Annotated in this window: 8 protein-coding genes and 1 pseudogene; 4 read left to right on the forward strand and 5 right to left on the reverse strand. The window is 45.3% G+C overall.

Annotated elements, in window-relative coordinates; genetic code table 11:
• Window positions 1-308 (forward strand): annotated as a pseudogene (locus tag QUB66_RS18455) (hypothetical protein); the annotation flags it as partial.
• Window positions 309-369: 61 nt separating this feature from the next.
• Here QUB66_RS18455 and miaA read toward each other — a convergent pair.
• Window positions 370-1,275: a tRNA (adenosine(37)-N6)-dimethylallyltransferase MiaA gene (miaA, locus tag QUB66_RS18460; RefSeq protein ID WP_332969121.1), complete on the reverse strand. Its 906-nt coding sequence runs from the start codon at window positions 1,273-1,275 to the stop codon at window positions 370-372.
• A 287-nt stretch (window positions 1,276-1,562) separates the two neighbouring features.
• On the opposite strand from miaA, the gene gyrB reads away from it, so the two are divergent.
• Together gyrB and QUB66_RS18470 are read left to right on the forward strand one after the other, a co-directional pair.
• The gene (gene gyrB, locus QUB66_RS18465) at window positions 1,563-3,503 is read left to right on the forward strand and encodes a DNA topoisomerase (ATP-hydrolyzing) subunit B (protein ID WP_265234103.1); all 1,941 of its coding nucleotides are present in this window, start codon (window positions 1,563-1,565) and stop codon (window positions 3,501-3,503) included.
• Window positions 3,504-3,758: 255 nt separating this feature from the next.
• Window positions 3,759-4,475: a biliverdin-producing heme oxygenase gene (locus QUB66_RS18470; protein WP_265234102.1), complete on the forward strand. Its 717-nt coding sequence runs from the start codon at window positions 3,759-3,761 to the stop codon at window positions 4,473-4,475.
• Window positions 4,476-4,836: 361 nt separating this feature from the next.
• On the opposite strand, the gene QUB66_RS18475 is transcribed toward QUB66_RS18470, so the two are convergent.
• Together QUB66_RS18475 and mfd are read right to left on the reverse strand one after the other, a co-directional pair.
• On the reverse strand, window positions 4,837-5,502 hold the full coding sequence (locus tag QUB66_RS18475; protein WP_332969122.1) for an S-layer homology domain-containing protein: 666 nt from the start codon (window positions 5,500-5,502) through the stop codon (window positions 4,837-4,839).
• Between the two features lie 30 nt (window positions 5,503-5,532).
• On the reverse strand, window positions 5,533-9,072 hold the full coding sequence (mfd, locus tag QUB66_RS18480; protein ID WP_332969124.1) for a transcription-repair coupling factor: 3,540 nt from the start codon (window positions 9,070-9,072) through the stop codon (window positions 5,533-5,535).
• Window positions 9,073-9,419: 347 nt separating this feature from the next.
• Between mfd and QUB66_RS18485 the strand changes: the two genes are divergently transcribed.
• Entirely contained in the window at window positions 9,420-10,751 is a 1,332-nt protein-coding gene (locus QUB66_RS18485; protein ID WP_265234099.1) for a hemolysin family protein, read from the forward strand.
• 292 nt (window positions 10,752-11,043) lie between these two features.
• Here the strand turns inward: QUB66_RS18485 and QUB66_RS18490 are convergent, their stop codons facing one another.
• A complete protein-coding gene (locus QUB66_RS18490; RefSeq protein ID WP_265234098.1) occupies window positions 11,044-12,375 on the reverse strand; it encodes a hypothetical protein in 1,332 nt (443 codons plus the stop codon).
• A gap of 6 nt (window positions 12,376-12,381) precedes the next feature.
• Complete coding sequence (locus tag QUB66_RS18495; protein ID WP_332969127.1) at window positions 12,382-13,707, reverse strand: hypothetical protein; 1,326 nt, start codon at window positions 13,705-13,707, stop codon at window positions 12,382-12,384.
• Window positions 13,708-13,711: the final 4 nt, after the last annotated feature.

Below are 13,711 nucleotides of genomic sequence, written 5' to 3' on the forward strand. Positions count from 1 at the left end.
AATTGCAGGAATTTACAATTATGACCTGTATTTATCATTACAACAGGCGAGCATTTGATATTTTCGCAGGAGGTCTAATTTATGCTGCTCTTGGTGTTCCCGAAATCTGGAGGTATCGGCGGGAATCTCTGCAAGTTTATCAATTGGTAGATGGGAAATATGAAATGTGCGATCGCAGTTTAGCTTTCCCCTTTTTACCCGTTGCAGAAATTCCCGGTTTCATCGAACAAAGCAGAACCATCGGACAGCGTGCGGCTGTGCGTTTTTTTCGACAAAGAATTAGAGAAATTTTACTAAGTCAAAAATAACACTTACATCTCTCTTTTCTCCTTCTCTGCGTCCTCTGCGCCCTCTGCGGTCAAAAAATTCTTATTGTTCGCAAAACTCTGCAACTCTTAGCCAAACCCGATCGCACAAATCCGGCGTGCTAACATCAAACCATTCAATTTCAGGATACGCTCGAAACCAAGTCCGCTGTCTCTTCGCAAATTGCCGCGTGTGCAAAACAGTCAAATTCTTAGCTTCCTCAAGCGTAATGTCACCAGCTAAATATTGTTTCATTTCCTGATATCCCAGGGTATTTAGCAGTGGTAAGTCGCAGCCGTATTTTTTACACAAATATTCGACTTCAGCTAACCAACCGCGTTCTAGCATTTGTTCGGTGCGCTGTTTTATCCGATCGCCCAAAACATCAATCTCACAATCCAACCCAATCTGTAGAATAGGATAATCGGGAGGATTTTCGCCCTGCTGTTCGGAAATAGAGCGACCAGTGACATAAAATACTTCCAGTGCTCGTAAGGTTCTGAAGGAATCGTTGAGGTGAATTTTCTCGGCGGCGGATCGATCGACCTGCTGCAACATCGCGTAACATTGAGATTGTCCGAGATCCGCAAGTTGCGATCGCAATTCGGGCATCGGTGCCACCATCGGAATTTTCAAACCCTTGACAATCGATTTGAGATACAAACCAGTCCCTCCCACCAACAACAGCGGGGGAGAAACGGGAAAATCGACATCAGCAATTATTTTTTGAGCTTGCTGTTGGTATTCTGCGAGTGTTAGAGTTTCTGTCGGATCGCAGATGTCAATCAAGTGATGCGGTACAGAAGCGCGATCGACCGCCGTCGGTTTTGCCGTTCCGATGTCAAATTCGCGGTACACTTGACGGGAATCTGCACTCAGGATCGAAGATTTCAGTCGCGAAGCCAAAGCCAAAGCCACTCCCGACTTCCCCGTCGCCGTCGCCCCACAAATTGTAATTAAACTAAACATAAGCTGTCGCAGATTTTAAAAGCATATTTCATTTCGCGATAAAAACCGTCAAATCCTCTCCTAGACTCTCATCCTCTCCACTTTCCCCTCACTCCATCCACTCATTCACCGCGCTACACCAGGAAAGTCGCGAAGCAATCTCACAACTATTCGCCTCCGTCCCCCTAATAAATTTGCATTTAGAAAGCCCTAGCATCGCCTTTAACGGTTTTGTGCTATAATTTTAGGAGTTTTTCCATTTTAGAAGCTTTTGGGGCTTTAGGCCTCATTATTGGAGCTATTTTTGTATGACCAGCAGCTACAGCGCCGATCAGATTCAAGTTCTCGAAGGTCTCGAAGCAGTCCGCAAACGACCGGGGATGTACATCGGTACCACCGGCCCGCGAGGACTCCACCATCTAGTTTACGAGGTTGTGGACAATTCCATCGATGAGGCGCTGGCTGGCCACTGCACTCACATCGAGGTTGACATCAACGCCGACGGTTCCGTTACCGTGACAGACGACGGCCGGGGTATTCCGACCGGCATCGTTGCCAAGACTGGCAAATCGGGAATAGAAACAGTAATGACTGTACTCCACGCCGGCGGTAAATTTGGCGGTGGTGGCTACAAGGTTTCTGGAGGATTGCACGGTGTAGGTATTTCTGTTGTTAACGCGCTGTCCGAGTGGGTAGAAGTGACAGTTTGGCGCGACCAAAAAGAACATTTACAGCGCTACGAAAGAGGCAATCCAGTTACTGAACTTAATGCCAAGCCTAACAAAGGCACTCGCACCGGCACTTCAGTTTCTTTCTTGCCAGATACTCAAATATTTAGCACTGGCATTGAATTTGATTACACTATACTCGCGGGGCGCTTGCGAGAATTGGGTTACTTGAATGCGGGCGTGAGAATTACGTTTAGCGACCACCGTTTGGAACTGCTAAAAAGTGGCGAACCTCGCATCGAAACATACTGTTACGAGGGCGGAATCAAGGAATATATCGCCTACATGAACCGCGAAAAGCAGCCTCTGCACGAAGAAGTGATCTACGTGCAAGGAGAACGCAACAACGTGCATATAGAAGTGGCTTTGCAGTGGTGCGTCGATGCTTTTAGCGACAACGTTTTGGGTTTTGCGAACAACATTCGGACGATCGACGGCGGTACGCACTTAGAAGGTTTGAAAGCCGTTTTGACGCGGACGATGAATTCGATCGCCCGCAAGCGCAACAAAATCAAAGAACACGAACCAAACCTCGCCGGCGAAAACGTCCGGGAAGGTTTGACAGCAGTGATTTCTGTCAAAGTCCCAGACCCAGAATTTGAAGGTCAAACTAAAACTAAACTGGGTAATACAGAAGTCCGAGGAATTGTCGATTCCTTGGTAGGCGAAGTATTGACCGAATATTTGGAGTTTCGCCCCCAGGTAGCTGATGCTATTTTGGAAAAGGCAATTCAGGCATTTAAAGCCGCTGAAGCCGCCCGTCGTGCCCGCGATTTAGTGCGCCGGAAATCTGTTTTAGAATCGTCTCCTTTGCCTGGGAAATTAGCGGACTGTAGCTCCAGAGACCCCGCCCTGTCTGAGATATACCTGGTTGAAGGGGATTCTGCGGGCGGATCTGCCAAACAAGGACGCGATCGCCAATTCCAAGCAATCTTGCCTTTGCGCGGTAAAATTCTCAACATTGAGAAAACCGACGACGCCAAAATCTACAAAAATAACGAAATTCAATCGTTAATTACAGCGCTGGGTTTAGGTATTAAAGGCGAAGAATTTGATCCGTCGCAATTGCGGTATCACCACATAGTGATCATGACTGACGCGGACGTAGATGGAGCCCACATCCGCACGCTGTTGCTGACTTTCTTCTATCGCTATCAGCGCGCACTTGTAGAACAAGGTTACATCTATATTGCTTGTCCTCCTCTGTATAAAGTAGAACGGGGGCGCAATCATTACTACTGTTACAGTGAACGCGAAAGAAACAGTTTGATTCGCAATGAATTTCCGGCGAATGCTAACTACACCATCCAGCGGTTCAAAGGTTTGGGCGAAATGATGCCGACGCAGTTGTGGGATACGACGATGAACCCAGCAACTCGGACGCTGAAACGGGTGGAGATTGAGGATGCTGCTGAAGCCGATCGCATCTTTACGATCTTAATGGGCGATCGAGTCGCCCCCCGCCGCGAATTCATCGAAACCTACGGCCCCAAACTCAATATGCTCGACTTGGATATCTAAGTTAGTTGATAGTTGACAGTTGGCGAGGATGAGTCATTAGTCATTAGTCATTAGTCATTAGTTAGTGACTGATGACTGGTGACTGATGACTGGTGACTGATGACTGGTGACTGATGACTACGGACTACTGCAAGTTTTGTTATAAAAATTAATACAATCTCTCATCAAATCGATCTAAGGTAAATGCTTAGGTAATTTTTAGATTTTTGGCGCATCCATCAGCTACCACAAAAATAGAAGGTTGGACAATATACTATGAGCATCAATTTAGCGACCAAATTGCGTGAGGGAACCAAAAAGTCTCACTCGATGGCAGAAAACGTTGGTTTTGTCAAGTGTTTTTTAAAAGGCGTTGTAGAAAAAACTTCTTACCGGAAGTTAGTCGGAAACCTCTACTTTGTCTACTCGGCAATCGAAGAGGAAATGGAACGCCAAAAACAGCATCCGGTTGTTTCAAAAATTTACTTTTCTGAGTTGAATCGCAAACAAAGCTTAGAGCAAGATTTGTTTTACTACTACGGTGCCAATTGGCGCGAACAAGTAGCTCCGTCAGCCTCAGCCAAAGCTTACATCAAACGGATTCACGAAATCTCGGCTACCGAACCAGAACTATTAGTTGCTCATTCTTACACTCGCTATCTCGGTGATTTATCCGGCGGACAAATCCTGAAAGGAATTGCTCAGCGCGGAATGAATTTGACCGAGGGAGAAGGTACTGCTTTCTATGAATTCGCCGATATTCCTGATGAAAAAGAATTTAAGACTAACTACCGTGGAGCAATGAATGAATTGCCGATCGACGAAGCCACAGCAGAACGAATTGTTGATGAAGCTAATGCAGCTTTTGGCATGAACATGAAGATGTTTATGGAGTTAGAAGGCAATTTGATTAAAGCTGTCGGTCAGATGTTGTTCAATACCCTGACGCGGAAGCGCGGCGCTGGTAGTACCGAATTGGCTACTGCTGATTAAGTAAATACCGATCGACAATTTGAGCCTCGTTAATAGAGGAAAACATTAAATCCTGGGGGTTTGATGGCTGCTTTTACAGTCACCAAAGCTCCGGGATTTTGCATAGATGCAGCGGTTGAAACCGCATCTACACAAAGGAAGTCCGAGCTCAGAGGGACACGCAATTTTCAACGCCGCTCTTCAACCAGCTATACAAGCGGGTTTTGTCTGTATAGACGCGGTTTCAACCGCCCGGCCTTCTGATATTCTCAATGACCAATAACCTGATGAATAGAACCCGCTAGCCGGTCACGCATCAACAATTTGATTCCCGTCGAGCGGTCAATTGTCAACTGTCAACTGTCAACTGTCAACTGCCATATTACCTTCCCATGCCGCGATTAGGAGGAAGCTGATCCGGGACTGGCGAAGAAGTGGGCCTTATCTGCCGCTCCAAATACTTGCTCAAAGCGTAAGCAATATCCCCGCGAGTCATCGGCTTCAAAGGATTAATCTTATTAGTTCCGAGTTCAATATTCACAAACCCTTCATAGAGTGCAGTAGCCATAGACTTTCTAGCCCAACTAGGGATTTCCCCTGCATCTGGATAATTAGCTAAAATCTCGGAAATGCTGGCATCTGGAAACTGAAAAACGCCGTAAGCTTGAGCAAAAATCGCCAAAGCCTCAGCGCGAGTCACCCTTTGATTTGGGAAAAACATTCCATCGCGATATCCACTCATCGTTCCCGTTTTCAAAGCAGTTTGAATCGCACTATACGCCCAGTAAGTCTTAGGTACGTCCGGCAATTCCCGATCGGGTTTCTGAGCAGTTTTCCGCCGTTCCAAACCAAAAGTTTTTACCAAAATTGCCGCCAACTCGGCACGGCTGACAAAGCCCTCAGCATTAAAATTGCCACTGGCATCTTTATTCATCAATCCTGCATTCACAACCCGGTCGATCGGGTCAATTATTGGTTGAGCTTGAACCGCCATTGGCACTCCTTGCACTAGCGCGATCGCCAAAAAAACACTGACTAACTTTTTCACGATTTGATATTCCGGGATTTTAGAGGAAAATCAAAGATTAGCTTCCGGCAAAGCGCCCTGCATTTTACCCAACCAATCTATCAAATTATCCAACTGCTTTTCGGCGCTCAAAACCGCCATACCTCGAATAGTAACCTTCCCCTTGCTGTAGACAAAACGAGACTGCAAATGTTCCGGCAAATTAGCCTTAAGCAGGTTCCAAGCAGGTTCCTCCATCGGCGTTTCCAAAACAATGTGCTGCTTATTTTCCGGTTTAATCCGAGAAAAACCAATTTGCTTAGCGATTTGTTTGAGTTCCACAACACGGATAAGTTGCTGGGCTGGCAGAGGAATGGGGCCGTAACGATCGCACCAATCGGCCCGAATCTGCTGCAACTCTTCCGAGGTATTAGCAGAAGCCACCGATCGATAAGCGCTCATCTTTTGATCCAAATCCCCGATATAATCAGCAGGAATAAACGCCGTCAAACTGAGGTCAATTTGTGCATCCTCAACCTTCGGAATTTCCTGACCCTTAATTTCACGAATAGCCTCCTCTAACATTTCAGCATACAAATCAAAACCGATCGCCTCCATTTGACCAGACTGTTCCGTGCCCAAAACATCACCCGATCCCCGAATTTCCATATCTCGGACAGCCAACTGATAGCCGGAACCCAACTGCGCGAACTCCTGAATAGCGCGCAACCTCTGCCTTGCAGCATCAGAAAGCTTATTCTGCTTCGGATAAAACAGCCAAGCGTGAGCTTGAATCCCCGCGCGTCCCACCCGTCCCCGCAACTGGTAGAGTTGGCCCAAACCGAACTTTTGGGCATCTTCAATCAAAATAGTATTGACACGCGGAATATCCAAACCCGACTCAATAATCGTAGTGCACACCAAAATATCAAACTCCGCCGCGCTGAAAGTCAGCATGATCGATTCTAGTTCCGCAGCCTCCATTTGCCCGTGGGCGATCGCAATTCTCGCCCCCGGAACCATTAGCTGCAACGTATCCGCCAACTCATCAATCCCCTCAATCCGAGGCACCACATAAAAAACCTGACCGCCCCTGTCCAATTCTTGACGAATTGCAGTCCGCACCACCTCCAAATTGTAGGGGGATAAATGCGTCTGAATTGGGCGGCGGCTGGGTGGCGGAGTCGCAATCAAACTCATCTCCCGAATCCCCGACAGCGACATATACAAAGTGCGGGGAATCGGAGTCGCGGTGAGAGTCAAAACATCTACTTCGGTTTTCAGAGATTTAATCGCTTCCTTTTGCTTAACCCCAAACCGTTGTTCTTCGTCCACCACCAACAAGCCCAAATCCCGAAATTTAATCGCTTTGCTCAAAACAGATTGAGTACCAACAATCACGTCTAATTCCCCAGTTGCCAAGCGCTTGTGAATCTCCCGGCGCTCGGTTTCTGTGCGAAAGCGATTGAGTAAACCAACTTCGATCGGATAAGGCGAAAAACGCTCCTTGAGCGTGTGATAGTGCTGTTGGGTCAAAATTGTCGTCGGTGCGAGCAAAGCCACCTGCTTGCCCGCTGTAATTGCCTTAAAAATAGCTCTCAGAGCAACTTCTGTCTTGCCAAAACCGACATCTCCGCAGACTAAGCGATCCATTGGTCGATCGCCCTCCATGTCACGTTTAACATCAAGAGTAGCCTTCAACTGATCCGGCGTTGGTTGATACGGAAAAGAATCCTCTAACTCTTGCTGCCAAGGCATATCAGGAGGAAAAGCATAACCCTGTTGTTTAGCTCTTTTAGCGTAAAGATTCAGCAAATCTACCGCTACTTTCTTAACAGCTTTGCGAACTTTTGCTTTAGTTTTTTCCCAACTTTGACCAGTCAGCTTGTTGAGATCCGGCACTTTATCGCCGACAGTCCGAAATCTCGACAAAGCACCCAATTGATCTGCCGCGACTCTCAGAGTGCCGTCAGCGTATTGCAGTACCAAATATTCGCGAGTTTCCCGATCGATCGTCAAGCGTTCCAACTTGAGAAACTTGCCAACTCCGTGCTGGCGGTGTACCACATAATCGCCTGGAGTCAGCTTGTGCGGGTCAACTTTTTTGGAAGCAGCGCGGCGGCGTTTGCGGACATAGCTAAAGGTAGCGAGAGAATGCTGGCCGTAGAATTCCCGATCGGTAATTAACACAATCCGAAAAGTCGGCAGGATAAAACCTTCCAATTCTGCCAGCCCGCTGTACTTCAAAGCTACAGGGATATGCTGTAATTGCAATTTGTCGATCGCCAAAAAATCCCTCGGATTCACCACAAACTGAGCCGGACAGTCATGTTCCGACAGCAGAGATACCGATCGACTCGGTTGAGCCGAAACCAGAAACACCGTAAAACCTCGATCGCGCTCTTCCCTAAGCGCTTGAGACAGTTTTGCGAATTGGTGAGGCATCACCGGCACTGGCCTGCTGGACAAATTAATCGCAGGCGTTTGAGATTTTTGAGTAGAATTAGAATCTTCTGCCAATTCTGAAAGTTCCAGCCGATCGAAAGCTGCGACATCTGCCATCGATTGTGCAAAACTGCGGTGAATTTTCGGAATCTGCAAATTAGCAATCGGCAATTTTTCAGTTTCCCCATCCGCAATTTGCGATTCCCGATTGCAACTTTCCCATTGTTCCTGTGCATTCTCAAACCAGCGATCGCTATGAGCTTCGCACCCAGGCGGTTCGTCAACCAGAACTAAAGTATTTTTTGGCAAATAATCCAACAAACAAGCTGGTTTCTCGAAAGCCAAACCTAACAGCCTGCGGACATATTTTTCGGCTTCATTTTCTGTGTCAACAAAGTCTATTTTGTTGGTTTTGTCAATATTTTGTTCAGCTAAAACCGCTTTAATAATTGGGTTAAAGCTAGTAGGAGTTAATACTAATCGATCGACCTTATCGAGCGATCGTTGGTTCGAGGGATCGAACTCGCGCAGTTGATCCAAATTATCCCCGAACCATTCCAGGCGCACCGGCAACTCCGCCGCCACCGGAAACACATCGACAATATCGCCCCGGCGACTCCATTGGCCTTCGGTTTCTACCAAAGTCACCCGATCGTACCCCATCGAGGCAAGTTGGCGGTCAAGTATCTTGGAGTCTTGTACTGCGCCTCGGTTCAGCGTCAGACAGTAGGGTTCAAAAGCATCCGGCGGCGGTAAGTGAGGCTGGAGAGCTCTTTCGGTAGCTACAATGGCGATCGGCTTAGATGCAGTGGCGCTTTTTTCTTGCTTGTCCACCAAATCCGCTAGCACCTGCATTTGCCCCCACGTCATTTCGTTCTCGTCGGAGTAAGATAGCTCGTAGGGCGAAGCCTCCGAAGTTGGGTAAAAATGTACGGTTTGCCAGCCCATCGCTTCTAGTTGAGCTACCCAGCGGCCTGCTTCTTCCAGAGTTGCTGTCACCGCCAATAAATTGCGCCCCTCTTGTTGTGCGAGGGCGGAAGCTACTAAACCTTTGGGCAAACGGGCGATGCCGTTGAGTTGCAGGCAATGGTGCCGTTGGAGCTTGTTGAGCAGTTCTGTTGCTAGGGGCGATCGCCCCAGGATGCGAATTATCGAAGAGAAAGTCATGCGCTATTAATTTTTATCCCCGATCGGCGGAATAAGGCTCTTTCCCGGCTGCCTACTAAGTCTGATTGTACGACAAACATCTATGATTGTAGCGATCGGCTGTTGGCAGTGCCACTCAACTACGGGTAGATTTCTGCTAGAGGCTTTCTTTAAATATCTCGAACTTGCGATCGAAACGAGCCCGTTCCGTTAATCTAGTGAGAGGTCGATCGACAATTTCGATTTGGCGATCGAGATTGACATATCCCCCAGATTATGGGTGCCAATTCAATCTAAAATCTAAATCTAAAATCTAAAATCGACTAACCGGGCAACGCGCTTCGCCTTTACCACCGATAATTTGAGAAATGTCCCCAAGTACCGACCTTCTGATTGTTCTCCTGCTGGTTTTCCTCAATGGCGTGTTTGTGATGTCAGAGATGGCCATCATCTCAGTACGGAAGGTGAGACTGCAACAGATGGCAAACCAAGGTTCGATCAATGCCCGTGTAGCTTTGGATCTGGCTAATGCCCCGAATCAGTTCTTACCGACAGTTCAAATCGGGATTACGCTGCTGGCTATCCTGTCGGGCGCTTTCGGAGAAACGACGATTTCTAAAAGAGTAGAGCCTGCTTTGCGCTTGATTCCGGCTTTGCAACCCTACTCTCAGGCGATCGCCTCAGTCATCGCAATTTTAACCATAACTTATCTCACCATCATTATCGGCGAACTTGTGCCAAAGCGGCTGGCCCTCAACAATCCTGAGCCGATCGCCTCTCGTGTCGCTATTCCCATGCGAATGCTCTCAAACATTGGCGCTCCAGCAGTGTATGTTTTAAGTTATTCTACTGACTTAATCTTGCGAATTATGGGGATTGTGCCTTCAACAGAACCTCAAGTTACAGAGGAAGAAATTAAAGTTTTAATCGAGCAAGGAACCGAGGCCGGCACCTTTGAAGAAGCCGAACAAGACATGGTAGAAAGAGTGTTTCGTTTGGGCGATCGGCGAGTCAGCGCCTTAATGACCCCGCGACCCGATCTTACCTGGCTCGACCTCGACGACTCAGTAGAAGAAAACCGCCAAAAAATGCTTGGCAGCGGTCATTCCCGGTTTCCCGTTTGTCAGGGCGGGCTCGACAATGTTATCGGTTTAGTCCACGTTACAGATATGCTGTCGAGGAATTTAACAGGTCAACCGTTCGATTTAAGCGCTTCTTTGCGCAGGCCCTTATTTTTGCCGGAAAGCACGCGCGGTTTAAAAGTATTAGAGCTTTTTAAGCAATCTAGCAATCAAATTGCCTTAGTGGTTGACGAATACGGAGTCATTCAAGGATTGGTGACAGTCAACGACATTTTAGTCGAATTAGTTGGCGACTTTCCCTCCATTGAAGATGCCGACGAACCGCAAGCCGTGCAGCGCGAAGACGGTTCTTGGTTGTTAGACGGAATGTTGCCTGTCGATGATTTCTTTGAACTGTTTGGAATTGATGAAAGATCGTCAGAAAATAGGGGAAGTTACCACACAATGGGCGGTTTTGTGATTACACATTTGGGCAAGATTCCGACAGCAGCCGAGCATTTTGAGTGGAACGGTTTGCGAGTCGAAGTCGTGGATATGGACGGCAACCGCGTTGATAAGATATTGGTAATGCCGATCGACTCCACGGGCGATCGAGCTAAAACCGCACCAAAAACTTAAAAATCGCCCCCAATAAAATTGATTCTGGTGGAACAGTAGCCGTAGGGTGCGTCGCCATCGACAATCCTCAAGAAAGAGCGACGCACCTGTTCTTTTCAACGGCCCAGGACACAACCCTCCGTTTCACTCCGCCCAAAATTTTTGTCTTAAGCAAGCTCTTTTATAAATAGTATCAGGTGCGTCCCTATGAGATTGTCGATCGACTTTGAGGATTTTTCATGGCGACGCACCCTACGAATACTCAAGAAAATGACTAATGACTAATGACTTCTTACAAAAATGAGATGCTCCCCTATTTTTTATTACTCCTAGCCCGATCCTTCCGCAAAGCTTCCAGAATAGAACTGCCCACATAATTGCTAAAAACCACATCCCCAGCTTGATTGTAATGACAGCAGCTATCCATATAAACAATATCTTTTGTTTTGTCGAACGCCTTAACCCCATTCAAAATATTGATCTGATTTTTTTGTAAATTAGGCAACTTACTCAAAAGAGCCGGATAGCCAATTTTCACAGATTCAGCATAAGGAGTATCATTGTTAAAAGCAATCCGTTTTTCTTCCTCGCCAAACACCCTTTTCGTCTGATAATATTGATTCGGCTGAAGGACGTGAAAATAAGGAACATTACTCGCAGACAGCACTTTGTGCATAAAAATTGAACTTTTCGCCCAATTCCACGCCATTTGTTCAAAAGCTGCTGAATCCTCTAAAACCGACTTATTTTTATTAATATAAATCACGCTGCCCTCGTCATCTTCTTGTTTGCCACGTTCTTTTTCAAATGCGATCACATCTCTCCGATAACTATTGACTAAATTTTGAACGTAAACAGAAGTCAAAGCATCACACGCAGCTAAAGAGCAGTGTTGCAAACTTTCCAAACCCTCATTAATCCTAGTTTTATTTTCTTTAATTCTGAGAGTTACTTGCATAGCCTTAGTAGAAAGGCTATTATTTGCCAAGCTAATCAGCGGCAGAATGTGCTGATTGCTTGGCATCGCCAGATCAATTTTATTTTTATTGTTTATATTAGAAAGTGCTACTTCATTAAAGCCATCTATATTGACGACCAGATCTAACTCTTGACCTAATGCCAAAAAATAGTTTAAAATTAATAACTGTTGCGGCTGTTTGTAGCCGCCGGTAGCAAAAGACAAAATTATAAACTCTTTATCTTGTAAGCCGGGAACCTGTTTGAGGTATTGAGGTAAAATCTTATTTTTAATTTGAAAAATTGAATAATCGGAAGCCACGGAACCGCCAAAAATTCCGATCACAAATTGTTTTTTTTTTGTTTTTTTAAAAGGGTAATCGTAAGGAGAGATAAATCCGTAGTTGTTAACCTTAAAACCTGGTCGAAAATCAGGGCCTGGTTTTTGAACAAACCCAAAGAAAGGATGAAATCTTTCGACAATAGACTGATTCAGCCGCACTCCTTCTAAATTGATTCCTAAAGCCGACTTATCTTGCGCTTTTTCTCTAGTATAGAAAAATTGCTTGTGCTTGACAAAATACCATCCCAAGGAACCTAGTTCTAGGAAAATAAATAAAAGCGCCAAGTTGATTAAAGTAATTTTGAGGATTTCTTGGCTTTTGTTAATCAACTTAAAATCTTTCATAAATATTTATTTAGACTTTCTTACTACTTTAATCACCGAACTGGAAACATAATCGTTCAATACTTCCTGTCCCACTGAATTGTAGTGGCAGCAGCCATCTTTGTAAACCGTCTCTTTTGTATTGTCCAAAATATTCACGCCGTTAAAAACATTAACCCCAGCTTTTTGCAAATCATTGACTTTTGACAACAGTACGGGATAACCTTTTTTCACCCCTTCAATGTAAGGACTATTCTTGTCGATCGCGATTTCATTCTCCTTGGCGGTAAAGGTTCGTTTAGTTTGATAATATTGGTTGGGCTGGATAAAGTGAAAATACTTAATTTTTCTACTTGATAAAATTTGATTCATCGCGATCGACGATTCGTACCACATCGATGCTATTTCATCAAAAGCAGCGCGATCCGGCAAAACAGAGTCAGCTTTGGGAAGGTATACTATATCGCTATTTGCCGTGTCTGGGTTGGATTGTTTGACTTGCCGGTCATACTTGACAATGGCTTGCTGGTAATTGTTGATTAATTGTTTCACCTCTAGCGAGGTGATAGCGTGACACAAAGCAAGCTGACAAGTTTGCAATTTGTCAATACCTGCTTTCAACTGTTTTTTAGTTTCGCTAATTTGCACGATCGAACTCATTGCTTCCGGCGACAAGTTGTTATTGGCTAAACTCGTCAGTGGCTTTACGTGCTGAACGCTGGGCATTCCTATTTCTAATCCGGCTTTGTTGTTTAAATTTGACAGTGCTACTTCGTTAAAACCGTCAATATTGATGGCTAAATCTAAATCTTGACCCAAGGCCAGAAAGTAATTTAAAATCAATAATTGTTGGGGTTGTTTGTAGCCGCCGTTACAAAAATTTAAAATTACAATTTCTTTGTTGGCGAATTCTGGATAACTCTTTAACTTTTTAGAAAATCTTTGAGTGATGTATTCATCTACGGCAAAGTTGTTAGCAACAGAACCGCCGAAAATTCCTACGATCAATTGATTTTTATTACTTTTAATAAACGGATATTCGTAGAGGGAATAAAAGCCTTCTTTGTTGACTTTTAATTTTAATTTTTCATTGGGAAAAGCACCTTGTTTGAGCACGTAGCCAAAAAACGGGTGCAGTCTTTCTACGATAGATTCATCTAGTCTAATTCCGATCCTTTCAATGTCTTCTACTACTTTTTCTTTACCTTTGGTTCTGGTATAAAAAAACTGCTTTTGATTGATAAAATAAAAAGCTAGCGATAAAGCTTCCAGGCAAATAAAGGCGATCGCCAAATTGACAGCGATTAAAGTTAATATATTTTTGCCTTTTTGGAACGAGGTTGAGTCTTTCATGAAA

Origin of the sequence: Microcoleus sp. A2-C3 (assembly GCF_036706065.1) — a bacterium.
GTDB lineage: Bacteria > Cyanobacteriota > Cyanobacteriia > Cyanobacteriales > Microcoleaceae > Microcoleus.

What these genes read in the sequence shown, in the direction of transcription:
- miaA (WP_332969121.1), bottom strand. Translation starts at nt 1,275, where the DNA reads ATGTTTAGTTTAATTACAATTTGTGGGGCGACGGCGACGGGGAAGTCG.
- QUB66_RS18485 (WP_265234099.1), top strand. Translation starts at nt 9,420, where the DNA reads ATGTCCCCAAGTACCGACCTTCTGATTGTTCTCCTGCTGGTTTTCCTC.
- mfd (WP_332969124.1), bottom strand. Translation starts at nt 9,072, where the DNA reads ATGACTTTCTCTTCGATAATTCGCATCCTGGGGCGATCGCCCCTAGCA.
- gyrB (WP_265234103.1), top strand. Translation starts at nt 1,563, where the DNA reads ATGACCAGCAGCTACAGCGCCGATCAGATTCAAGTTCTCGAAGGTCTC.
- QUB66_RS18495 (WP_332969127.1), bottom strand. Translation starts at nt 13,707, where the DNA reads ATGAAAGACTCAACCTCGTTCCAAAAAGGCAAAAATATATTAACTTTA.
- QUB66_RS18490 (WP_265234098.1), bottom strand. Translation starts at nt 12,375, where the DNA reads ATGAAAGATTTTAAGTTGATTAACAAAAGCCAAGAAATCCTCAAAATT.
- QUB66_RS18470 (WP_265234102.1), top strand. Translation starts at nt 3,759, where the DNA reads ATGAGCATCAATTTAGCGACCAAATTGCGTGAGGGAACCAAAAAGTCT.